This is a genomic window from Poriferisphaera corsica, from assembly GCF_007747445.1.
Lineage (GTDB): Bacteria > Planctomycetota > Phycisphaerae > Phycisphaerales > Phycisphaeraceae > Poriferisphaera > Poriferisphaera corsica.
Map to the genome: position 1 here is coordinate 3,455,691 of NZ_CP036425.1, position 23,833 is coordinate 3,479,523.

Genomic DNA, 23,833 nt, shown 5'->3' on the forward strand with positions numbered 1-23,833 from the left:
CCAACCTTTTTTTCTCTTCCTAACCCATATTTACACCCGATTTTCTCCGTCATCACACACCGAAGTTCATGATTTTAATGACTTAACAGCAATTTAACACTATTTTATCTTTTACCCTTGCCTTCCCGCCCATCAAACACCGCCAGCATTCCCGAAATCCCACCACACATCACCCATTCCCTCTATCCACCCCACATTAAAATACCGCCACCTCACCACAACTAAAAAGCCTACAAAAATGCTCGATTTGCACCTAACGGTCTCGTAATCGCCTAATTAGCATGCTAAATTGACTAACGCAACAGCGATCTATCCAACTGCCACTGCCGCAAATTTCGATAAGGCAAGCAAGACGACCCTGTCGCTGTTAAACATAAATAATCAGTACCAATTCCATTCCGGAGGCAAAATGAATACCCATCCCAGCTATCGTACATCAACCCTTCTCGCAGCTTTTGCATCACTCACCCTCACAACCCCCTCATTCGCCGGCTTCGATCAAATGCCCAACGGCCATCACGTCTTCTTCTACAACGACAACGGCTCAATGACCCTCAACCTCGACTCACCCGATGACCTACCCACTATCGACATCCCTGTATACGCCAATTCAGCACCATTCGATATTGTCCTCCCAACCAACGCGACTTCTTGGATCAAATCCACCCATGCCACCACACTCAACTTCGACGGCAAAATAAATACCCATGCAGGTAACGGAAACAGTGCCGACACCTGTAACGCCATCTCACTCGGCAACGCCAGCACCCACGCCACACATCAACTCAATTTCTCTCATAACAGCTCACTCAAAGTCAACACGCAATCAAATAACAGCTACGCAATCCTTGGCATAAAAGACACGCTCGACTTCAACGACTTCCACGGCCAAATCAGCCTGACAAACAGCCTCCCTAACAGCAACACCATACACAATGCTGCTATTGGTGGCCGGATCATCAAATTCAACACGATCAGTCAAGATGCTTCAATAACAACTCAATCCATCAGTTCTCAACCCAGCACCTACTCCATCTTTGCCCAAGCAAATGCACAAACTGATGCCATCACCATCAACTCACTCGCTGGCACAATCAGCTCAACCTCAGTAAACACACAACAATTTGGCTACACACATGCTTTAGGCGCGGCGCAAGGCAATATCAAAATTCAATCCATCGAAGAAACTGGCAGCATTTCCGCATCTGGCTCGGGCGTCTCGACCTATACCATCCTCGCCTTCCACAACGATATCAACATCGACAACATTCACGGCCAAATAGCCGCCGAAAACACCAACCAAAGCCACCTCTCTAACACAACCGCAATTCACGCATCACGTGGCGGCATCAACATCGGCTCTATCTCACAAACAGCCGTCATTTCCGCCAATGCCAGCAACGCCATCCGCACCGCAGGCCTACGCACCGCAACCAGCTACACCAACGGCAGCATCAACATCAACAACAACTTCGCCGGCACAATCAATGTCAACACCACACCAAACGATGGCAAAACCTCAATCGCATCTGCTATCGAATCTGTAAACAAGATCTACATCAACAAATTCGATTCCACCGGCTCCATCAACGTTGCAGGCAACAATCTCAATGCCTATGGCCTGCTTGCCGCTAATTCATTCGAATCCAATCAATTCGCCGGCACCATCAACACACTCGGACAAAACAACAGTATCGGCATCAAAGCCTCCCAGATTGACATGTTCAAAAACACCGGCACGATCGACGTTCAAGGCGATAACTTCGTCTGCGGAATCCTCGCCGACACCGTTCAGCTCTGGGAAGTCTCCGGCATCATCTCCGCCACATCCACAAACCCCAATCTCCAAGCCGCCGCGATCTCAACCTCACAATGGGATTCCAACACAAAAACATGGTCAAATGAAGACGATCTCAGCGATCTCGTCCACCTCCAAACCGGCGCCAACATCATCGGCGACATCCGCCTCGGCACACGCGGTCTAAACGACTACGGCCTCGATCAACTCATCCTCGAAGGCTCCGGCTCCTTCAACCATAACCTCTACGGCATAGACGAACTCCAAATCGAAAGCGATCCAAACAATCCCGGCTCAATCCCTCGCTGGAATCTCGACCTCGCACTCACTCCCGACGCAGCTGATCAGCAACGCAACATTGTCAACATACTCTACATCGGCGGCAGCGCCTTCAGTGCCACCAACCTCACTGTCAACACACTCAAAATGAACACCTTCGGCGAACTCGCCATCGATCTCGACAACCTGTCCGCACTCACCATCAAAAACGCCGAACTTGATGGCATACTCACCCTCGATAACAAACCCACCGACTACCAGCTCGGCGACACCTTAACCGTCTTCACCGCCGACAGCATCACCGGCAAATTCGATCGTCACGATGCATGTCTCGACAGCAAACATTCTATCGCACTCGACTACACCTCAACCGAAATCATCGGCACCATCGCACTCAACGGCGACACCGACTTCTCAGGCACAATCGATAACACCGACTTCAACAACATGGCCGCCGCATACCTCAGCAACGATCGCACATTCTCATGGACATATGGCGACTTCAATCAAGACGGCCGCGTCAACGACACCGACCTCTACATGATGCAATACAACACCGATCTCACCTTCGATCAGATCAAAGCCCGCCTCATCCCCGAGCCCACAACCCTCACCCTCTTCTCCCTCACTGCTCTCCCACTTCTTCGCCGCAAACGACGCGTCTAATACTCAATTAGACATCTACAAAAAGCAAAAGCTCGAACATCTGTTCGAGCTTTTTTAATCCACAGCAATCACACCTTCACCCCTCGATACGGCATCACACATACCTGCACCTCATCCTCATACAACACCATCCCCACTTGCTTACTCCGCAACACCTCCGTCTTCACGCCACCCCGCTCAAGCAAACGGCAAAGCTCATACCCCTTCTCAATACAATCATGCGCATCCTTCTTAAACCAGCTCACCCCCTTAGGCTCAGCCGTCACTTTCTTCGATTTCGACAACCGTTCAGGCATCTCCAAATGCAAATCAAACCATCTCAATACATCCCGCAACAACTCTCGCACCTGTGCTTCCGTCTCTACCGCGTCCCTCATCTCATACGCAGCCTGAAAAACTCCCATCTTCTCATGCGAATACTCATCAATCTGATCAACAACAAACCTGATAAACATTGAATAAAACCTTTATTTTTAAAACACCTCACACATTACTCTGCTTCACACATCTCACCCTTATCAAACAGATACATTTCCACGCCTGCCTGATTACCCTCTCGCATACCACCAACCGGTACCCCCGGCCCCACCATCGAGTAACTCGCCCATAATCGTCCACGCTCTGGATCACCACACAACTCTACAAACATATCATTCACAACAACATCATCCCGCACAGCCAAACCCATAAACTTCACACCAGCTTCAGACCGCCTCGATAACTGAACGACAATCTTACTCAATAAATCATCTCGCCTTGCATCCGTTCTCTTCAATACATCTTCTTCCCGACACGTAACCACACGATCCCACCCCGGCAAGACCTCCCAAGCATTCCGTTGCCATCTCCCCGTCACACGATTCCAATACACACAATTCTTCTCGAACCGCTTAAAATCCAGCCTTTTCCCATCAACCCCCTCCCAAACATATGGCTGAACATCACCCTCCTTAAACCGATGTTTCAAATCCATCACCGATAGCGGATCCAACTGCCCGCCTTCCTGCGACCTAATCCTCATCTTCTTCACAACAACCCTGTCATCACGCTCATACTCAAACCCCTTCATCTTCGTCCATTCCCAATCCACACCTCTATCATTAAGATAGATTGGCCAATCCGCCACCACACGCTTCTCGTACAGATCCACCATCATCACATGATCAAACGGCATCACTTCAATCCCCCAACCTCCAATCTTCGGCATCATCTCTCGCGGAACAACTCCCCTTTCATACCGCCCAACCAACATCACAAAACCTTCACCAATCTCATACCCCTCACATGCCAACTGCATCCCCCAATTCATCTCACCACCCGCCTCTCTAACAATCTGTTCAATCTCTTCAACCTCACCACCGTCCTTCTCATACCAAAGCAAATCATCCTGCAAACCAACAAGATAACCTTCCCCGCAATCAATCAACAGGTAATCACCCATTCTTCCCATATGAAACGTAACCCCATCACCCGGTACCCGTTTTAACATAGACATTGTCGGCTTAGCTTTCGCGATCACCCGGCTCACGACCTCACCCCGCTTCGCATCAAAGCGTAAACCCCGCAGCTCATGCTCCTGCGCACCACATACCGCCGAAGCCAAAAGTCGAAACCGATCCGGAAACCGCGAACAAAAATCAAACCCCCAATCGCTTGGCCAATCCACCCAATCACTCGCCCAACGATGATCCATCCACTTCCCTAACTTCCACTCCCCATACATCATCCCCTGCCCTTGATAACCCGACACCGCTCTCCAAACCATAAACCCCAACCCACCAGCACTCCCCCAAAATAAAACCACCCCTGCAAGCAAACTCACAAAACTACCTCGCCACCGACCTCTCACCTTCCCCATACTCTTTGCCCCACACTCAGCACACGCCGCCTTCTTATTCTCCAACACATACCCACATCGTTTGCAATACCGCTCTCCCACCTTCACCTCACTCACTTTCTTACGATACCGCAACCATCGCCAAACAAAAATCAACCCCAATATAGCCAACCCAATAATTGAAATCTCAATCCAGAAAAATATCACCAAATCCCACAAATCAACACGCGTCACTTCCACCCACATCAACAACTCATCCCGCCCCCCATCAATCGGCAACATCTCTTTGACGTGATCCCCTTTATTCATCACCAACCGCCCTGCTGATTCCACCACTTCTAAATTTGCCTGTTCAGTTGCCATGCATTTTGCCCTCAATCATGTATTACGAATACTCAATGATAAGACGAAATGACCCGTTAACAATTTCAGTCAATCCCTTCCCCATCAACCAACCTGCCCATTCAAATCTAGTGCGCTCACATCACGCTGATCTTCAACCAAAATTTCCAGCCACCTCTAAATCTCCAAAATTGAAACTGAATCGCATTCATACATGCGCGACGGATTTTGGCGCACAAGAATTTTCTAAAGCGCGCATCCGTGCGCAAAATCACTTGCGGATAAGCACTTGTTTTTTCCAATCACTTCCCAAAACGGACAAAAATTCATTCATTTTCATTCCAAACGTGCGCTTTCTAGCTGATTTCTGACCTTTTCTGATTTCTATGTTAACTATCTATTGATGAGTTAGTTGCGCTAATAACCAACTCTCAGAGATGCTTTTGTGCGCTCTTGGAAGTTTTATCATTTTTGCTTAACCGCTGAACAAACCGCGCGCACGCGCTCTTCCAACTGCTGAACATTTCGCGCGCACAATCCCATCACCCCCCCCATTCCCCGCCCACGTCGCTCCCCCCTACCTCATCCCCCCACTACCTCGCCCACTCCTTACCTCGCCCACTCCTTACCTCGCTCCCCCTTACTTGCTCCCCAACAAAATTTATCCCACATGATCGGCTATCAACCGAGTTGAAATTGAGTCACATTCACATAAAAAGCCCGTCGCTAATTGCCACGGGCTTTCGTTCGTCTCTAGTTTTCGTTCAGATCTTAAGCCCCTGCCGACTGATCTGAAAATCACTTGTAACAATCCCGCTTAAGCTAGACTTCCAATCAATCCACCCACCAATGATCTGATGAAAAGCTGATAGCCCGAAAAGCGACGACTCAATGTGCTGAACGTGTCAGCTAAAAGCTTAATTCGCAACAGGTTCGAGCATTCGCATCGGCAAGCCGGCTTTCGCCAAATATTCTTTGGTTTCTTGAATCGTGTACTCGCCGTAGTGGAAGATGCTCGCTGCAAGTGCAGCATCTGCACGGGTTTCCGTCAACACCTGACGCATATGCTCTGGGCTGCCGCAGCCGCCCGAGGCAACGACCGGCACATTCACCGCGTCCGCGATGAGCTTCGTAATCTCAATGTCATACCCGTCCTTCGTGCCGTCACCGTCCATACTCGTGAGGATGATTTCACCCGCACCAAGCTCGACGACCTGCTTTGCAAACGCCACTGGGTCCAGGCCGGTCGGCTTGCGCCCGCCGTGGGTGTGGATTTCAAACCCATATCCGGGCTTGATTGTGGACTCAACAGGGCTGTCCGTATTTTTGCATCGCGCACGTAACTCGTTCATTGGAACGCGTTTAGGATCGATGTTAACGACCGTTGCACAGCGGCCGAAACGCTGAGCGGTTAATTTGACGATATTGGGATCGAAGACCGCTGCTGTATTGATGCTGACCTTTTCTGCGCCGGCCTGAATCAGGCGGGTCACATCGTCGATCGTACGAATACCGCCGCCAACAGTGAAAGGCATAAAGCATTGCTCAGCAACACGTTGCACCATATCTAGCGTGATATCCCGTCCCTCATGAGTGGCCGTGATATCCAAAAAAACCAGCTCATCGGCGCCCTGTTCATCGTACTTCTTAGCCACTTCCACAGGATCACCCGCGTCACGCAACTGCACGAAGTTGACGCCCTTTACAACTCGCCCTTCATTCACATCCAGGCACGGAATAATTCGGTTCGTAATCATAAGACTCACCATTTTACCTCACTCAAGCACAATCACAATCATCCCCCCCTGTTTCTCCCCCGATCATTCCTGTCACCTCCATTACCCCCAACTTCCGTCCCCTATCAAGTCATTTCGCAAAACGCTCTAGAAAGATTGATAAAAATTGATTTGCTCCTGCCCGTGATCTGGACAAGACGAAAAGTAAATCTGCAACTTGATCTGAATCAGGAAAACTGGAAAAAAGAGTTCGCCTATTTAACAAGCCTATGCGCTGATTAGATTGGCTACTAATAAAATATTAGGTACGTAAAGATTCTGCTAAAAATGAAAAAGAATTGAGGAGCTAAAGAATTTTTATCGCTGTTATTGCCCTGTTAACAGCGATTATTTCGCATTTGATATTTTATACACTTCTTTGTGAAAATTAGTATCGGATACGTGTTGAATGAAACGATAAATCTGATAAATTCTTAGTGCACCTCTTGGGAGGGGTGACATCGTCAGTTCTGCGATGTACTTCTGAAAAGACTAAATTAACTTTTTAAGCCAAAGCGAACTCCTACCAAATGCTAAGGCTTATTGACTTTCCGTAACGGACTACTCTTACACGAGGGAGATACGAGATGCTTCGTACTAAGGCCATTTGTGCAGCAATTGCCTGTGCTGCACTGACCGGGGCAACAGCTTCGGCGGCAACTATTTCTGACACGGCAAGCTTTACTTACCCATTAACCAACTCAACGCATGGCGTTACGTTGCAACAGTTCGATAGTTCCCTGGGAACATTGACAGATGTGGCTTTAACGTTCAATACAACCATTATGGCTGATTTGAGCTTGGAAAATGATTCAATCGCAACCGCAAGTATCATTGCATGGTTGATGGCTCAATTCGAAATTGCTGTGCCTAGCAACGGCACATCGACAATCTCATTTAATGAGATGTATAACGCAACATTGGATCCAACTGATGGCGTAGCGGGCTCTGGATCGGACTACGCTGTATTTGAAGACATCAGTAAATCCAGCGGGATCCAAGATATTTCACCCGTCGATTTCACACCCTTTATTGGGCTGGGAACAATTAATATCAATATGACCGATCAGGTTGGTTTCGGAGCGTTTGGCGCTTCAGAAGCAACACTGAAGTATGTTGATTTGATGGCACAGGGTGCAGTCAATGTGACCTATACATACACGGCCCCAGTGCCAGAGCCAGCATCATTGGCATTGATGGGATTGGGTGGCCTGCTGGTTCTTCGCCGCAGAAAATAACTTCAGGTTATATAATTTAAATTCAATTTCTATAAGCCAACATCCTGTGATGTTGGCTTATTTTTTACGTATTTTCAGGTTATTCCGATTATATGATTATAAAGAAACGTTGCTAATACGCCTCTAAAAGACATCTTAATACATAAGCATCTTTTAATAAAATACTTATCACATCTTTCTTGACATTATTCTCGCCTGTGGTACATTTGTCGCACACTTCTCTTGGAGGAGAAGTCCATTTGTAAAAAGATAAGACTGGGTGGGAACACCTAATTTCAGACGAGAGCCTGTCAGCTTGTTGTTGTATTTATGCACCAAGTTGTGGGCGCACGAGGAGAAACACGATGCAAAAAATGACTTCAATAGTTGCCGCTTTGGCATTGACCGGTTTGGGTGCGAGTGCTGCGAATGCTGCACAGATCAGCGACATGGACACGTTCTCAATGGCGTTGTCACCCAACAGCACGACTGTCTCACTCGATCAGTTCGATGCTTCTTTGGGTACGCTGAACTGGGTCAAGATTGAGATTGATGCGACGGTTAACGCTAACGTGACGGCAGAAAACAACTCAACTTTGAACGCTCCTTTGTATCAAATCAGCTTGACTGCAAACTTTGATGCAACAGCGCCAACGACTTCAGTCAGCACGGTCAACAATGGTGTTTGGGCTGCAGCTCTTCTGGCCACTGACGGTGTAGCGGGTTCTGGTCCTGACTTCAATGACTTCGGTACATTGACACAGTCGGACAGCGCATCACAGACATTGATTAGCGGCTTTGCTGCATATATTGGTGCTGGTACATTTGACGTAGACGTTGATGGCAGTGCTGGTTTCGCATTCAGCGGTTCAACTGATTCAACTTTGGATGTGAGTGACTTGCTTGGCGATGGTACTGTCAAAGTTACTTACGATTACACCGAGGTTCCAGAGCCTGCATCACTTGCCCTGATGGGTCTTGGTGGTCTCGCGATGCTTCGCCGCAAGAAGTAAAACCGATCGATATTTAGATATCAAACGACAAAGGCTGGTCATTTGCACCGGCCTTTGTTATGCGCGCATGGCGAGAAGCTGCACAAATGAACGGCCCATCACAATGCATTTTCAATGGGCGTAGGGGTATTAACGTACGTCTAAGGGCAAACGGTTAAAACATATTGCCCGCGGATAACGTGTGGTGGTAGAAGTATGGACGTAAAAAGTGATTGGTGCGGTCGAAAAGTAGGTGGCATGTGGTCTAAAGTTACTCACCGCTTCAGCGTGTCGTATCACGCGATAGCGTTTGGCAATTTAAAGATGCTGCATTGTATTGGGGGCGTATGGCTTATTGACTGAATGGTCGACAAGCCGAAGTCTATCTGGTGCGATGCGTTAAAAGGTTGGACACTGGTATGGTGAGATTGGTTCCACACAAATCATGCGACATACGATGGCGGGATTCGGATTGTTCGAATTTCAGATTGAAGTTGCCATGGCTGGAGATGGATGTTGAGGTAGGCCCGGAGGATCGGCCTTGGATACGCAAAGCGATCGAGGACATCAGCACCAATCAGTTAGAGACGAAATCAGCACAGCGATTTTTAAAACGCTTTGATGGACATCATGTTTCATTTGCGGCGCCTGACCCAGAGAAATTAGATAGTTATGAGCGTGAGCTAGTGTATTTAACACCTTTTCATAGGCGGATGGACGACCCGGGAAGTTTGATTGAGATTGCATTGGGATGTGAATCAACGGAACATTTTTTGCCGGCCATGTGGATGTGGGATGATGAGAGCGTGCTATCACAATCACGAATCAAGGGATCAGATTTGCATGACCCGGCGACACTGGTGAGTGGGCTGACAGGTTGCAGGCTAGGGAATGAGGCGACAACACGGGGTGACCGCGAGGCACTGTGGCAAAAACTACGAATGATGCGAGAGCGAAGCAATGCTCGGCACATAGAGGGAATAGCTGTTGTTTGCAGACAGTTATTATATGTGACGGACCACATTAAACATGTGACGAAACCGGCATGGCGGATGTTTCCGGAGAGTATTGAGACGTGTGAAAGGCTGATTGAACGGCACAATGCGGTGAGCATGCGCGTCATTGGCGCCTGTGACGAGTCTTTACTCTTGAAGATACAGTCTAAGCATATATTAGAACCGCTGACTTTATTGATGCGTTTGTTTTCATATTCAGCGCATTATTCGCCGGTGGCGTTCACGTGGTTCGTAGATATGTTTTGGGATTATGTCCATCCATCGTTGGCGTGCGTCATGGGTGAGGGGATAGAGAGCGAGATGGACACGAGGCGGATGGGGGTGAAGGTCAGCGAGGGTGAGATATTATCGAGCAGGTTGCCGCTGGTTCAGAGGCCAACAGCTCATTTTGCAGCACAAATTTGTGAAACGGCGGGGCATCTTGCGGTCGCGATTGATCGAGAAATGCACCGTCTGATTGAAACAATGATTGTAGGTGAGGCGTAGATTGGGATGGATGTATTGTTCATGGTTAACTAATGAGGTAAGAGCATCATGAGAGCATCAAGACAAGCGCAAAAGCAGACAGGAGAAATACTGAAGCCGCTTCGATCACGGACACATAATGCGGCTCCACATCGGTTTTCTGAATTTTTAGGCGTTGAGAAGAATGGTGTTTCGGGGAGGCCCACTTCAACGTTGTACGATACGAAGGTGGTGTTATCGACGGGTGAGTTTAATTTACGTCCGCAGTCACACCAGGACTTGCCGGAGATGATCGAGTTTGAACGTGATCCGATTTTGATGAAGTATTTTGGAGGTGTTGTTACGCCTGAAAGGGCGACGCTTCGATTTAATTTGGCGAGATGGCATTACCATGCGTTTGGATATACGGTGTTTACCGCGCTCCGGCGGCCCAAGAATCAGTTTGCAGGATTTGCGGGGTTATCGCATTTGAATTTTGATTTTTCATCGGAACATACAGAATTGATTGTGTGCCTGACGAAGCCGAATTGGGATCATCATATCGCGATGGATTTATCGAAATCGCTGTTGAATTATGCGTTTAAGAAATTGGGTAAAAAAGCGGTGTATATGCGGTTTGAGAAGCGGAACTATCCCGCATGGAAAGCTGTCGTGAGAGATTTCGAATTTACTGATGTGCCAGAAACACTGTATAGGACGTTTAATAACAGAACATATGAGTTATTACGGATTACGCCGGAATTACTGACGAGATAGACTGAGATATCGCAAAAAAAACGGGCGTACTATAGAGTACGCCCGTTGTTTTTTGGTAGAAACTGCATGCAAGCATGACAAGGAGCTGATCGATATGACCTTTGAACGAATCATGCGCTGCACATAGGTGCAGTTGTATACGAAGCATTGCCCTGCATCGAATTCCCGGATGCCTAATGCATGATTAGTTACAGCTCTGCCATAGCTTCTACCATCACCCTGCCCTAAGCCTCGGAATTTGCCCTGCGAAAGCCCTGTAAAGCATGTTCAATCTACATGCTTAAAGCAATGGATGATTTGTAAAAACCTCGATGTGTTCTCGCGGTGCTGTGTTTTCTTTGCGACGGGTATCCTGAGATTAAGTCCCGGATTCTGATGATTACGGGTTGCACCTGGAAATGCATGAAACGGGATACCTTAAAGAGTGTGACATTCTCTGCCCGTCAAAATGTCTGTGTCACTTGCGAAAACGCGGCATGGAAAGTGCGAGAACATCGCTATCATCGAGGTTGGATCACTGAGATTGTCAAAGAACGGTGCGAAGGCGTATCAAAGAGTTGTGAACTGCCTTTTGTATTTAAAGTGTCTTAAGGCATAAACATCATTATCGTCTAAAGATTCTTTTATCTTAATATGAACCGGCTTTTCTACGACATTGATGAGTTACCGGACAGGTTCGTAAGTGATATGGGCGAGCAGTTAGTGCAAGCAAACCGTAAGATTTGTTAGCTTCTTGAGTTTTGTTTATTCGCTCACTGGGTTTTTAATGCGATAACGCAAGATTACTCAAGAATAAATCAGCAGAACGTTCATTCGAACGCTGGGGGATTGCGGCATGGCGTTGCATGTCTTGCCAGAAAAAACTCACGAATCAATCAGGAAGTGAGGAACATTCTGATGGATGAGTACGTCATATCTATGGGCGGCTGTACGGTCGATCGGTATTCGTGACACATATATATGAGATCAGGAGCACGTGATGAGGCAGAAACCGGAACGTTATGTTTTGGGTACAGGTGTGTTGATGCTGTCCTTGGTAATGGGGATGACGGGTAGCGTTTGGGGGCAAACAGAAGGTAAAAGCGAGAAGGATGTCGTCAAGCAGCGGATGAATCACCTGCAAAAGCGGGTATATCAGCTGGAAGATGAAGTCGATGAACTGCAGATGCAACTGACCATGATGGAAGAGCTGGAATCGAAACTGGCTAACCTACAGGCAGAGATGGCGCATCTACAACTGAGCGTGCATGATCGCGGTGACTTGGTGAAAGGTGAAGGGGCGGATGGAAAAAAGAATGCCAAGAGCGGAGCCAATCTGGTTGAGGAACCCACGTACCGGTACAAATATGATCTGGTGTTTGATCGACAGCGAGAAAAAGTTCGGTATCGGGACGATGATGGGGATCTGCATGAACGCTGGCGAACGGTGACGGATCGAAGCAAAGTAGGCGTGCGGATGTTTGTGATTAATGATGAAGATTTCCCAATACGGCTCGAGCTTGAGGTTCAGGTATTACGGAATTCTCGAACGAATGTAAATCCTGATTCAAGAAGGGTGTTGGGAACGGGTGTGGTGAGTACGCCGCTGCTGGAGCCGGGCGAGATTCATGAGGTCACGAAGTGGATACATGTGGATGACGCGTTGCGTGTAAAGCAAGCTGATGTGGTTGGTGCGAAGGGATATCGTACGCCTCAGTTGCAACGGTAGGCTGAGGTTAACTGAACGAAGAACGAATACGGATGTGATTCCTATATCCGAAGGGCCTGCGTTGATTAACGCGGGCCTTTTTGATGCGCAGCGGTATGAAACTATTTCTGGATGTATCCGTCAATAAAGATGAAGATAGCATGGATATTGTGCGCACTTCACTGTATTTAAAAAAGCGATAGCGAGGCAATGATGCGAGCGAAACAACTTCTGATTGTGGTCTTGAGCGTGATTTTGGGTTTTGGTGGCGTGCAGATGTTTGAATTGGACAATGTGGCGGAGGGGCAATTCGTCTCAAAAACATACAAAACAAAAAAAACATCTGATCAATCGAAGAGCAAAAATGAATCCGAGAAGAAACCTGGGTATGACAAGGACACGATTGTTATGCCGATGGGGAAACGGAGCAGCGGCGATGATTACGATCGAAGACGTGCGGAGCGTTTAGAAGATGAGTTAGATGATCTAGAGGACGAGAACGATCGTTTAAAACGGCAGATGTTGGAAATGCAGGGGGAATTGCAGAAGCTGGGGAATGCGAATCAGTCGGCAAAAGAAGATTTGGCGCGACGGGAACGCGAGTTAGAAGAAGCAGGCAAAACGCAGGGGCGCGAGATTGCGTGGCTACGTGAAGAATTTGGGAAGATTAAAAATGAGCGTACCCAGAAGACGGATATCGTGCGTAAAGCGAATGAACTGGTGCTGCAATACGCGACGGAGAGCGAGTGGGAATGGAAGCCTGAGTTGATTTGGGATGAGCAACGGGGTGATATCTATTTCACACATGAAAATGGGGCGCAAGAAAAGCAATCGTTCTGGAGTATGAATCCGAAGAAGGTGGGTGTGCGGGCGATTTTTCTGAATACAAGCCAAAAGGCGGGCTCGTACTATTTGCGATTTCGTGTGCTGAAAAAGCCGTTTGATGAGAGCGGGGAAGTAAAAGATGGCAAGGCGATCGTGATGGGGTACGCGGTTTATACGACGCCGTTTTTGGCGGCAGGCGAGGCGTGTGAACTTGAGCGTTGGATTCCGGTACGTGAGGCAGAGATGGCAGGTGAGATCGAGATGATGGAAGTGATGCGGCGGGTGGAACGATAAACGCCAAGAGATGGGGAATATACTGAGACGGTGATGTGATGATGTGAAAATATGCTGAACGTCATGTGATGTATGTTGTTGCTATCAAGAGAGATGGAAGCCGATTTGTGTGTATGGTGATTGGGGCTGTGGTTCATGGTTGAAATAGTTGGCTGATGAGTGGTGTTATCGAGAGGTAGAAAAAATGAGGGAAGTGGGGAGGTGAAGGTGGATAATTACCCAAACCCGGACGGATTTGGCTACAATGTCGATCCAAAGGGAGGGTGAAGTAAAGGGGATGAGTGAGGGGATCGGGGATGAAGTCAGGCTGAGGCGTATTGGCCTGTCGCTCGAAAAACTCAAAGCGCAAGTAAGATGGTGGGTGAGAGGGTGTGGGAAGCGACTTGAGTGAGCGAAAAGACGAAACAGCGAAAAGCGCGGCGCGTTTGAAGCTGGTGACTATGATTGCAGAGAAATCGACGCTGAGATGGATCGGCGAAACAGGTGAGCTATGAGTAGACGCGTTGTCATAACAGGTCTTGGCCCGGTGAGTGGTTTGGGATTGGGGATTAAAGAAAACTGGGCGGCTGTCAGTGAAGGCCGAAGCGCGGTCAAGCGGATTGGCATGTTCGATCCGAGCGGTTTTGATTGTCATGTTGGCGGTGAGATCGCGGAGTTGAAAGTTAAGAAGTTCGTGCCCAAGAGTTACCGTAAGGCAACGAAAGTGATGGCGCGTGATATTGAGATGGCGGTGGTAGCAGCAGATTTTGCAGCCAAGGATGCGGCGTTGAATACGCCGGGGACAATGGATAATGGGGACCAGATCTCATACTCAGGCGAACGTATCAGCGCACAGATTGGTGCAGGGCTGATTGCTGCGGATATTAATGAATTGACGATGGCGTTGGCGGATTCGAAAGATGAGGCTGGCGAATTTGACATTCATAAATGGGGTCAAGAGGGGATGCAGAGTTTGACGCCGCTATGGTTATTGAAGTACTTGCCGAATATGTTGGCGAGTCATGTGGCGATCATTCATGACACACAGGGGCCAAGCAATACGATTACATGTGGCGATTCGTCGAGCGGTTTGAGCATCGGCGAGAGCCTGCGTGTGATTCAACGCGGGAGTGCGGATGCGGGGTTCTGTGGTGGGGCTGAGTCGAAGTTGAATTTGATGGCGTACATGCGTCAGGAATTGAATGGCCGACTGACGAAGGATTTGAATGGTGTGGGCGAAGCGGGCGGCGTGGTCAAGGTGTTTGATGAGGATTCAAGCGGAACGGTTTTGGGTGAAGGCGGCGGGATTGTGGTGCTTGAGGCGCTCGAGATGTATGAGGCGCGGGAAAAAAATGCAGGGCATGAGCCTTACGCGGAGGTTGTTGGTTTTGGTGCATCGCAGACGGTGCATAAGGAAAGCCGCAACTTAAAGACGGATCCAGAAGGTCGAGCGATCGCCAGTGCGATCCGAGCGGCTTTGAATGAAGGTGATGTCAGTGCGGATGAGATTGATGTGGTGTATGCATATGGGAGCGGGATTAAGGCATACGATGTAGGGGAAGCGGCGGCACTGAAAAAAGTGTTTGGCGAACGGCTGAGCGGGATGCCGATCGTGACGACCAAGGCATTGGTGGGTAATTGCGGCGCAGGTGGCGGCGGCTTTGACGTGTGTATCGCGGCAAAGAGCGTCAAAGAAGGACTAATACCAGCGGTCGTAGGCCGCGAGAAGCCAATCGAAGGTATGCAGGGTAACAGCGATAGTGAATCAAAAGAGATTCGTTATGCGCTAGTTCTCAGTACGGGCGTTGGCGGACAGAACACAGCAATTTTACTCAAAAACCACAGAGCCTAGTTAGGCTAACGAAAGGAGCTTTCCATTGGGCAGAGACCATCGCAAACTAAGAGCATTCGAGGCAGCAGACACACTCGCTCAGGTCGTGTACAAGGAAACAGCTGACTATCCGGAAGAAGGTATTAAAGATATCCTGCGTCACGCAGCGATTCGTGTTCCGACGAACATTGTTGACGGCTGTGCACGTTCAACAATGCGTGAATACATTAACTGTCTGACGGTCGCGTTTGGCGCGCTTCGTGAAGTTGGTTACTTGGTCGAGCTTTCCGAGAAATTGGAATATATCGATGAAGATCGTTTTGATGTGATGAATGATGCATATGATGAATCTGCGAAACTGCTGGCAGGTTTGATCCGTTCTTTGAAGGAACGCAAGAGTGAGTAGAAGAGAAGCGAGTGATCGCGTGGTCGTGACGGGGGTGGGATGGATCACGCCACTCGGTCATGATGTCGAAGAAGTTTGGGGGAACTTGCTTGCGGGCAAGTGCGGTATCGGTGAAACAGCTCACTTTGATGCGAGCACGTTCCCGACGAAGTTCTGCGCGCAAGTGAAGGACTATGATTATCGCAAGTACGTGAAGCAACCTGAGCTTCATGAAGGCATTGGCCTGAACACGGCATATGCACTTGGGGCAGCGTCCCAGGCGTGGTCACGTTCCGGGCTTGATGCTTATGACGCGTCAGGTGATCTGAATCACGAACGGCTTGGGATTTATCTCGGGTCGGGCGAGGGTTCGTTAGATTTTGACAACTATGTCGGAGCGAACCTGCACGCTTGGTCGGCGGATGATCGCGAGATCGAGTCGGTGAAGTGGGCGGAGATCGCGAAGCAGCGATTTGAAGCGACGCGAGAAGTTGAGCAGGAACCCAACATGCCACTGACCCATCTAGCGATGGAGTTTGAGGCTATGGGACCAGCCTACAACTGCTTGACGGCGTGCGCTGCGTCGACACAGGCGATTGGCGAAGCGACGGAGATTTTACGTCGCAATGATGCTGATGTGATGATCACGGGTGGCGCACACACGATGATTCATCCGTTTGGTGTGACTGGGTTCAATCGCTTGACGGCATTGTCGAACCGAAATGATGATTTCATGACAGCAAGTCGTCCGTTTAGTGCTGACCGTGATGGTTTTGTGCTGGGCGAGGGTGCTGGGATCATGATTCTTGAGCGTTATGAGCATGCAAAAGCTCGCGGCGCGAAGATCTTGGCTGAGATTACGGGCTTTGGTTCGACGGCTGATGCGTATCGTATTACGGATATGCATCCTGAAGGCCGCGGTGCTGCTGGCGCGATGAATAAAGCGTTGGCTGATGCGGAGCGTGGCGTTGATGATGTGGATTACATCTCAGCACACGGGACGGGCACGAAGGAGAACGATTCGATTGAAACGAAAGGTATTAAGGCTGTGTTTGGTGAAGAAGCACCAAACGTGCCAATCAGTTCGGTGAAATCGATGATGGGTCACTTGATTGCTGCGGCTGGCGTATGTGAAGCGATCGTTTGTGTTCTGGGCATTCGTGACCAGAAGCTGCCACCTACAATCAACCTAAACAATCCTGACCCAGAGTGTAATCTTGATTACATTCCGAACGTGGCTAGAGAACGTAAGGTTGAGGTCTGTTTGTCGAACAGTTTTGGTTTTGGCGGACAGAACGACACGCTGATCATTGAAAAAGTTTGATTGACTCGAACTTAAGATGAAAAGATGATAGAAGCAGTCGTTCACCGGCTGCTTCTTTTTTATTACTCATCATACCGTGATTGAAATTAATAAAATGAGCTGCTTGTTTTGCAGATGACTTAGAGCATTTGTCGTCAAGAGACATTCGTTGATCAGTGCATTAACGAGGTCGTGAATAATGGAGCAACTTGCTCTAGCTCGATAGAAACGGAATTGATTGAAATGACATGGGAAGCCTGGTTTGTTGTCGGAGTCATTATTGCGGTGTTAATTGCACTGGTTAGGAATTTTGCGCCTGCCGATTTACTCTTGCTGAGTGGATTGACATTGGTCATGGTCATGGGAGGTTTGAGTGGCAGCGAGATGTTGCCGAGCGTTCAACAGGCGGTATCGGGATTCGGAAACCCGGGGATGCTGACGGTAGGTGTGCTGTTTGTGGTCGTTGAAGGATTGGCGCAGACGGGAGCGATGGCGAGGATCACGGGCCCGCTGCTGGGTTTGCCGAAGAGCGCGATTAGCGCACAAGCGAGATTAATTTTTCCTGTGGCGGGAATGAGCGCGTTTTTAAATAACACGCCGATCGTTGCGATGTTTATGCCGGTGATTGATGAATGGTGCAAGAAAGTCAAGATCAATCCTTCGAAGCTATATATCCCGCTTAGTTATGCGTCGATTTTTGGTGGGGCTTGCACACTGATCGGCACGAGTACGAATCTGATTGTGTATGGGATGATGACCGAACATGAGGGACTGCCAACATTAGGTATGTTTGATTTGGCTTGGGTAGGCGTGCCATGCGCCGTATTGGGGCTGGGGTATATTTTGTTGACGGGACGATGGATGTTGCCTGACCGCGTGCCTGCGGTTTCGCTGAACGATGACCCGAGACAATATACGGCTGAGATGATCGTGGAAGATGGTGGTGCGATGATCGGCAAGACGATCATGCAGGCTGGATTGCGACATCTTTCAGGTTTGTACCTCGCTGAGATTGATCGCGGGAATCGATTGATGTGCGCGGTATCATCTAATGTGGTATTAGAAGCGAACGATCGACTGATTTTTGTGGGAGTAGTGGAGTCGGTCGTAGAATTGCGGAAGATGCGGGGGCTTGTGCCTGCCACAGATCAGGTTTTTAAGCTCGGGCATGAGGTGAGTGAACGGAAGCTGATCGAGGCGGTGGTGTCGAATCAATGCCCGATGATCGGCAAGACGATTCGTGATGCGAAATTTAGGACAAATTATGGGGCGGCGGTAATTGCGGTGGGGCGTAGCGGCGAGCGCATCGAGCAGAAAATCGGTGATATTAAGTTGCAACCGGGCGATACGCTTTTGCTGGAAGGAACGCAGGCGTTTGTTGATTTACAGCGCAATTCAAGAGACTTTTTCCTAGTCAGTGCATTGGAAGGATCTACGCCAGTACGGCATCATCGGGCATGGGTTGCGATCGGGATTTTAGGCGGAATGATCGCGATGGTGACGATGGGGTGGTTGAGTATGCTAACGAGCGCGCTGCTTGCGGCGGGGTTAATGATTGCGACTCGCTGCTGCACAGGAAGTGAGGCGAGGCGGAGCGTGAACTGGCAAGTGCTTTTGACGATTGGTGCGGCGTTAGGTCTTGGCATGGCGTTGCGCGAAAGTGGAGCGGCAGCAGTGATCTCAAATAAGATCATTGGCCTTGTCGGTGAAAATCCGGTGCTTGTGCTTGGGGCTGTCTATTTTGTAACAATGCTGTTTACGGAAGTGATTACGAATAACGCTGCGGCAGTTTTGGTGTTTCCGATTGCATATGCAGCGGCGGGAACATTAGGGGTGAGCTTCATGCCGTTTGCGATTGTGATCATGTTGGCGGCGAGCGCCAGTTTCGCAACACCAATCGGATATCAAACGAATCTAATGGTTTATGGGCCGGGCGGATATCGATTTACAGACTACATGCGGTATGGGATTCCATTGAATCTACTGTTCATGACGACATCAATCGTTATAACACCGATTGTGTGGCCGTTCTAATAGTTGATTAGCTTTTTCCGGTACGCATACTTGTTGCTGAACCACTGCTGGACCCGAGGTCGACAAGAACTGCGAAGATAATGACCACGAGATAAATACCAGAGATGTGGCCGGAGGTTTGGTTGTATGCAAAAGCATAAGCGATCGTTGTGTAAGGGAAAAAGATGAAGCCAAGAACTGGCCACAGAATTGTTTCGTAAGCTCGCGACAAGTAACTGGTGAATAAGATAAGTATCACCATTAGTAGGCGAGGAAATGCAAGTGCGAGGCAGCCGAGTAAACATCCCATGCGATGATGATAGCCAATGATTGTTACCGCTACAACAGTACTACAAATAAAAGAGCTGCAGATCGGATCTGCAGCTCTTTGTTAATATTTAGTTTCGATTAATCGTATAACGGACTGACCGTTGTCGGAGGAACTTCTTCCAGTTGGAGTGTGGTATCGATACGGAAGTTCGATTCGTCAGTGTGACGCTCGGCCATAAACACGTCCAATGTATATTCATTGCCTGGTTCGAGCCCGAGTTGTTCTGCTTTTTGATCAATATTAATTGACCCAGAAGCTTGGGGATGTATTGAACCAAGGTCAACAGCGAGCTTGCCATTGATGAAGACCCAGACATCGTCGTCACCTGTAAACTTAAATGCGAGTGCGTAGTCGCGTTCGGTAGGATCGGTGTATGTGAATTTTGTTCGGACTTCGAATGTCCAATGGAAGTTGTGCATCTTCCCATCTTTCGCGCGACCTGAATTGCCGTAGCCTTGATTATCGATGGGGAAAAAGTAGTTGGGACGCTCACGAGCAAAGGTGTAGACTCCGCCGGGCTCGTCACGGTTATTGTCAAGCGTGATGGCAACGGGTATTGCAATGTTAACATTGGGTACATTGCGGTACCACTGATCAAAGTTAGCTTTGGAACTGAAGGGTACTTTACGCCTACGATCATTGAAATAGGACATATTCAGTTTGGGGATACCATCTTCGCTCAGTTCGGATTCGACCAGTTTCTTATAAACATATTTCGAAGGGCCATAAGTCACGTACCATTGTGAGAATTGCCAGTGGCCGAATGATTCGAAGTCTGGGTGCGAGGATTTAAAATCTCGTACAACGCCATGAAGTGTGATCTGATCCGCATTGACCAAGTTAGGTGTCATAAAGCATGTTGCCATAACGGCGCAAGCTGGGAATAATTTTTTCAAAGTTTAACCCTTTCGGTGCCTCCGAATGGGTGAAGAAACAAAAAACGGTGAAGAATTGGCTAGTGCCTGAATCCAGCCAATGTTGTTGATTGAAAGGTACTTTATGCTTGAGACGTATGCCAGTGATTTTAGAGAAGATAGGTCGAGTTGATTTTGCCTAACCGGAAAAGGTCGTAGAGATTAACAAAGACAGGCAGCGGAATCGCTTAGTAGTCAATGCGTCTGGGCATTGTTGAGGCGATCACACGTATTGTGGATTGTGAAGCAGACTCGATGGCCAGTGTGTTGTCACGATCAGGTACAACAGACAGATCTATTGAACCTCGCTCGAGTTGATAGATACCCTCATCGTTAATCCGATGCTTTGTATAGAATGCAGCTTTTTCTACACCTGAAAGCAATGGCTGCGCGAGTTCGCTATTGTCGTATGTAAAGTTGCCATTTTGGTCGACTCGCAGATAGAGCGTATTTTCTGAGGCATTATGTTCAATACGGATAAGCCGCCCCTTGGGATCGATCATTTCTAGAAAATTGGACGTTATTGTGCTTTCTTCCTGAGTTGCATTCGTATCAAAATCTTTCGCTTCAGTAAGAGTGAGCGGGCCGTGCGCGGTTGAATTTCGAATCATCATCAACAGACGATTGATCACCATACGCGTTGATGCTTGTGTTGAAGCAGATTCTGCTGCGGAGGCATATGCTCGGAACGAGGTGTCGATAGCGACCATCGTCGCAGTTAATAACATTGCTGTAATCGCAAGCGAGACGAGCATTTCAACAAGCGAAAGTCCTCGTTGTTGATGGTATCGACGTTGAATATAAGGATTCGAATTTACCATGTTGTTGCACCGGCCTCGGTATATGTTGCCATATAAGGCTGAAGTTCAATTGGCCCATTGATACCATCTGGAAGTGGGATCGTCGGGTCGTATGTCACTTGTATCACGCCAACACCATTAGGTGGCACTTCGGCTTCGAGATCACCATCGTCTGATGAGAAGTAGCCGATGGTTGTGTTGAACTGAGGGGATGTATTTCCGAGAACAGGGCCGGTATTGGATTTGGGTTCAAAGGTTGTGAGGATGGAGCCACGGACTTTGACTTGGCCACGCATATCGATGAGACCTGCCACGATTGTTCCGGTCAGATTGACGGTTTCATTGGAATCGGATGGCGCGACGAAAGTACCCATTTCTATCGAATAGTTAGGCGCCAGAATAGCGGAACGCTCATAGAGCTGCTTTTCATCATCCGAGAGATGGGCGGAATCCTGTATTTTGAATTGTGTTTGACCAGTAAAAGCGATTTTATTGCGTGTATGTGTGTATTCTTTAGGAGAATCAGTCACGATGGCGCCCTCAAAGGTGCAATCTTCAAAACGCAGATTATTTGATGTCGTTTTAGATCCCAAATCGCTTGGCACTTCGTTGCCATCAACGGTCACGGATTTATCCGGATGCTTGTAGTCCTTGTTGCTTTCCTGCATACCTGCGTAGTTGTAGTTTGGATCGATATTATCGACTGCAGATTCAACAAATGTCACGCCAATAAATGTGCAATTGACAAATAGTGCGTTGGTCCCTTTGGGTATCCTGGTATTCGTAAAGGTCATGTTTTTATAAACAGGCCGTTCATAGTAGTCGTATGGGTGAGCTGCACCATAAGGCACTTCTTCAACAGCGCCATCCGAATTGTATAACGGTTTATTCGGATCATTGCTTGGATTTGAAGAAGCCTGCGCGAGCATTTGAAACTGGAGATCACCGGTAGCTTTGTTTCGAAACGTGGTTACGTCGAAATCACTGGCCTTAAAGTTGTAACTACTATTCTGGGAAGCATTGAACGTAAGTGGTGACTGCCTAAAATCTGGCGTGATCGAACCTTGGAAGTAGTCTTGATACTTGGTTCCGCTGTTATCGAAATCAGCGGCACCATTGTTCCAATCATTTCGGCTAGCGGTGATGTAGATTTCGCCTCGGATCTTTGTATACCGGTCTAATGCATCAATCACACCATCGTTGTAACCAGGTCTTTTTGATGAGCCGAATGTATCAATCAGTTCGAGGAGTTGCTCTGCATCGGTATCGTTCACGCCTGCGGTACGTAAATCCGAACTGCTTACGGTTATGAGGTTGGTATCAGTATCGATACTGCCATAGTGATCCAGAAACAGATCAAACTCATCGATGAAGCCATCATTGTTAACATCAAGGTTTTTATGCAGTGTTCCGAGTTCTGTTGGATTATTGATATTAATGCGGTTATCACCATCAGTATCGTGATATTGGCTATTACCAATGAGTGAGCCAACAAGTGCATCCAGCTTTGCATCAAGCCCGGAGGACAAGCCACGGAAGTCTGAGAGCATCTGGATAGGATGTCCGTGTTCAAGATTCGTTTCGTTAAAGTTTGAACCGACGGGGCCATCAATCATGACGTTGCGACCAACCATCACACGAGAACGTGACAAAATCGCATAACGGATTTTTTTACCTAATTTCAAATCCATCTTAATGGTGCGGGTCACACGATTGGGACCAGCAGGGCCATCGTGCGCTTTCACCGTAAGCCTGATCCATGTACTGTCGAGTGGATTGGTAGCGGAAACGGGAATGTCCATATCACGATAAGGTGGGCGTTGATAGTAAGAAGAGCTGTAGCTTTCCCCAGAGATTGGGTGCTGCTGCAAAGACGCTTGGAACGTCGGGGAACCAGGCGCAGTTGCAATCTCATCAAAGAAAACACTGGTTGGGCTGGATGTACCTTCACCATCTGGCGGAGCGTTATACCAACTATCGGAAGTGTAATGAAAATCATCTGTGATATCGCTGATGAGTTGATCACGTATTTTTAGCCACAAACTCGGAGCATTGCTTTCATTGATTAGACCATCACTTGTTCTGACAGTTTCAGCAGCATGCTTGATGCGATAGAGCATAAAGTTGACGCCGGTCTCTGCTGCAGCAAGCGAACGGTTGATCTTCAAGTGAGAATCTGCAGTCGCGAGATTACCTTGAGAAAGAATGGCCATTGCAGCAGATAGTGATCCAAATATCACAAGAAACATCATGGCAAGAACGATCGCTGCACCGCGTTGACGTGGTGATGATTGATTGACTCTGATGATTGATTCGTTAGTACTCATG

At 48.3% G+C, this 23,833-nt stretch carries 18 protein-coding genes; 12 read left to right on the forward strand and 6 right to left on the reverse strand.

What is annotated here, in order from left to right:
* Positions 1–409: 409 nt before the first annotated feature.
* On the forward strand, positions 410–2,743 hold the full coding sequence (locus KS4_RS14165; RefSeq protein WP_145079472.1) for a hypothetical protein: 2,334 nt from the start codon (positions 410–412) through the stop codon (positions 2,741–2,743).
* A gap of 68 nt (positions 2,744–2,811) precedes the next feature.
* Here the strand turns inward: KS4_RS14165 and KS4_RS14170 are convergent, their stop codons facing one another.
* The 3 genes from KS4_RS14170 to hisF form a co-directional block, all read right to left on the reverse strand.
* Complete coding sequence (locus KS4_RS14170) at positions 2,812–3,198, reverse strand: hypothetical protein (protein WP_145079475.1); 387 nt, start codon at positions 3,196–3,198, stop codon at positions 2,812–2,814.
* Positions 3,199–3,233: 35 nt separating this feature from the next.
* Positions 3,234–4,943 (reverse strand): hypothetical protein, encoded by a 1,710-nt coding sequence (locus KS4_RS14175; RefSeq protein ID WP_145079478.1) that lies wholly within the window; start codon positions 4,941–4,943, stop codon positions 3,234–3,236.
* An 896-nt stretch (positions 4,944–5,839) separates the two neighbouring features.
* A complete protein-coding gene (hisF, locus tag KS4_RS14180; RefSeq protein WP_145079481.1) occupies positions 5,840–6,679 on the reverse strand; it encodes an imidazole glycerol phosphate synthase subunit HisF in 840 nt (279 codons plus the stop codon).
* A 605-nt stretch (positions 6,680–7,284) separates the two neighbouring features.
* On the opposite strand from hisF, the gene KS4_RS14185 reads away from it, so the two are divergent.
* The 11 genes from KS4_RS14185 to KS4_RS14230 all read left to right on the forward strand — a co-directional run bounded on the left by KS4_RS14185 (position 7,285) and on the right by KS4_RS14230 (position 19,481).
* Positions 7,285–7,935: a choice-of-anchor E domain-containing protein gene (locus KS4_RS14185; protein WP_145079484.1), complete on the forward strand. Its 651-nt coding sequence runs from the start codon at positions 7,285–7,287 to the stop codon at positions 7,933–7,935.
* 344 nt (positions 7,936–8,279) lie between these two features.
* A complete protein-coding gene (locus KS4_RS14190; protein WP_145079487.1) occupies positions 8,280–8,927 on the forward strand; it encodes a PEP-CTERM sorting domain-containing protein in 648 nt (215 codons plus the stop codon).
* A gap of 467 nt (positions 8,928–9,394) precedes the next feature.
* On the forward strand, positions 9,395–10,408 hold the full coding sequence (locus tag KS4_RS14195) for a hypothetical protein (RefSeq protein WP_145079490.1): 1,014 nt from the start codon (positions 9,395–9,397) through the stop codon (positions 10,406–10,408).
* 48 nt (positions 10,409–10,456) lie between these two features.
* On the forward strand, positions 10,457–11,143 hold the full coding sequence (locus KS4_RS14200) for a GNAT family N-acetyltransferase (protein WP_145079493.1): 687 nt from the start codon (positions 10,457–10,459) through the stop codon (positions 11,141–11,143).
* A gap of 979 nt (positions 11,144–12,122) precedes the next feature.
* Positions 12,123–12,851 carry a hypothetical protein gene (locus KS4_RS14205; protein WP_145079496.1) on the forward strand — a complete coding sequence of 243 codons (729 nt, stop codon included), beginning with the start codon at positions 12,123–12,125 and terminating at the stop codon, positions 12,849–12,851.
* Between the two features lie 192 nt (positions 12,852–13,043).
* A complete protein-coding gene (locus tag KS4_RS14210) occupies positions 13,044–13,949 on the forward strand; it encodes a hypothetical protein (protein WP_145079499.1) in 906 nt (301 codons plus the stop codon).
* A 244-nt stretch (positions 13,950–14,193) separates the two neighbouring features.
* On the forward strand, positions 14,194–14,340 hold the full coding sequence (locus KS4_RS17700; protein ID WP_200761287.1) for a hypothetical protein: 147 nt from the start codon (positions 14,194–14,196) through the stop codon (positions 14,338–14,340).
* A gap of 99 nt (positions 14,341–14,439) precedes the next feature.
* On the forward strand, positions 14,440–15,780 hold the full coding sequence (locus KS4_RS14215) for a beta-ketoacyl-[acyl-carrier-protein] synthase family protein (protein WP_145079502.1): 1,341 nt from the start codon (positions 14,440–14,442) through the stop codon (positions 15,778–15,780).
* A gap of 25 nt (positions 15,781–15,805) precedes the next feature.
* A complete protein-coding gene (locus KS4_RS14220; protein ID WP_145079505.1) occupies positions 15,806–16,165 on the forward strand; it encodes a four helix bundle protein in 360 nt (119 codons plus the stop codon).
* Positions 16,158–17,468 (forward strand): beta-ketoacyl-[acyl-carrier-protein] synthase family protein, encoded by a 1,311-nt coding sequence (locus KS4_RS14225; RefSeq protein WP_145079508.1) that lies wholly within the window; start codon positions 16,158–16,160, stop codon positions 17,466–17,468. Before KS4_RS14220 ends, KS4_RS14225 begins: the two co-directional genes overlap by 8 nt.
* A gap of 222 nt (positions 17,469–17,690) precedes the next feature.
* Entirely contained in the window at positions 17,691–19,481 is a 1,791-nt protein-coding gene (locus KS4_RS14230) for an SLC13 family permease (protein ID WP_145079511.1), read from the forward strand.
* Positions 19,482–19,868: 387 nt separating this feature from the next.
* On the opposite strand, the gene KS4_RS14235 is transcribed toward KS4_RS14230, so the two are convergent.
* The 3 genes from KS4_RS14235 to KS4_RS14245 all read right to left on the reverse strand — a co-directional run bounded on the left by KS4_RS14235 (position 19,869) and on the right by KS4_RS14245 (position 23,832).
* Complete coding sequence (locus KS4_RS14235) at positions 19,869–20,642, reverse strand: fibro-slime domain-containing protein (RefSeq protein WP_200761288.1); 774 nt, start codon at positions 20,640–20,642, stop codon at positions 19,869–19,871.
* A gap of 251 nt (positions 20,643–20,893) precedes the next feature.
* Entirely contained in the window at positions 20,894–21,526 is a 633-nt protein-coding gene (locus tag KS4_RS14240; RefSeq protein WP_145079517.1) for a PulJ/GspJ family protein, read from the reverse strand.
* Positions 21,520–23,832 (reverse strand): hypothetical protein, encoded by a 2,313-nt coding sequence (locus KS4_RS14245; RefSeq protein ID WP_145079520.1) that lies wholly within the window; start codon positions 23,830–23,832, stop codon positions 21,520–21,522. The genes KS4_RS14240 and KS4_RS14245 overlap by 7 nt, the downstream gene beginning before the upstream one ends.
* Between the last annotated feature and the right edge of the window lies 1 nt (position 23,833).

What these genes read in the sequence shown, in the direction of transcription:
- KS4_RS14175 (WP_145079478.1), bottom strand. Translation starts at nt 4,943, where the DNA reads ATGGCAACTGAACAGGCAAATTTAGAAGTGGTGGAATCAGCAGGGCGG.
- KS4_RS14200 (WP_145079493.1), top strand. Translation starts at nt 10,457, where the DNA reads ATGAGAGCATCAAGACAAGCGCAAAAGCAGACAGGAGAAATACTGAAG.
- KS4_RS14215 (WP_145079502.1), top strand. Translation starts at nt 14,440, where the DNA reads ATGAGTAGACGCGTTGTCATAACAGGTCTTGGCCCGGTGAGTGGTTTG.
- KS4_RS14230 (WP_145079511.1), top strand. Translation starts at nt 17,691, where the DNA reads ATGACATGGGAAGCCTGGTTTGTTGTCGGAGTCATTATTGCGGTGTTA.
- KS4_RS14185 (WP_145079484.1), top strand. Translation starts at nt 7,285, where the DNA reads ATGCTTCGTACTAAGGCCATTTGTGCAGCAATTGCCTGTGCTGCACTG.
- KS4_RS14210 (WP_145079499.1), top strand. Translation starts at nt 13,044, where the DNA reads ATGCGAGCGAAACAACTTCTGATTGTGGTCTTGAGCGTGATTTTGGGT.
- KS4_RS14235 (WP_200761288.1), bottom strand. Translation starts at nt 20,642, where the DNA reads ATGACACCTAACTTGGTCAATGCGGATCAGATCACACTTCATGGCGTT.
- KS4_RS14170 (WP_145079475.1), bottom strand. Translation starts at nt 3,198, where the DNA reads ATGTTTATCAGGTTTGTTGTTGATCAGATTGATGAGTATTCGCATGAG.
- KS4_RS14245 (WP_145079520.1), bottom strand. Translation starts at nt 23,832, where the DNA reads ATGAGTACTAACGAATCAATCATCAGAGTCAATCAATCATCACCACGT.
- KS4_RS14190 (WP_145079487.1), top strand. Translation starts at nt 8,280, where the DNA reads ATGCAAAAAATGACTTCAATAGTTGCCGCTTTGGCATTGACCGGTTTG.
- KS4_RS14165 (WP_145079472.1), top strand. Translation starts at nt 410, where the DNA reads ATGAATACCCATCCCAGCTATCGTACATCAACCCTTCTCGCAGCTTTT.
- KS4_RS17700 (WP_200761287.1), top strand. Translation starts at nt 14,194, where the DNA reads ATGTCGATCCAAAGGGAGGGTGAAGTAAAGGGGATGAGTGAGGGGATC.
- KS4_RS14205 (WP_145079496.1), top strand. Translation starts at nt 12,123, where the DNA reads ATGAGGCAGAAACCGGAACGTTATGTTTTGGGTACAGGTGTGTTGATG.
- KS4_RS14240 (WP_145079517.1), bottom strand. Translation starts at nt 21,526, where the DNA reads ATGGTAAATTCGAATCCTTATATTCAACGTCGATACCATCAACAACGA.
- hisF (WP_145079481.1), bottom strand. Translation starts at nt 6,679, where the DNA reads ATGATTACGAACCGAATTATTCCGTGCCTGGATGTGAATGAAGGGCGA.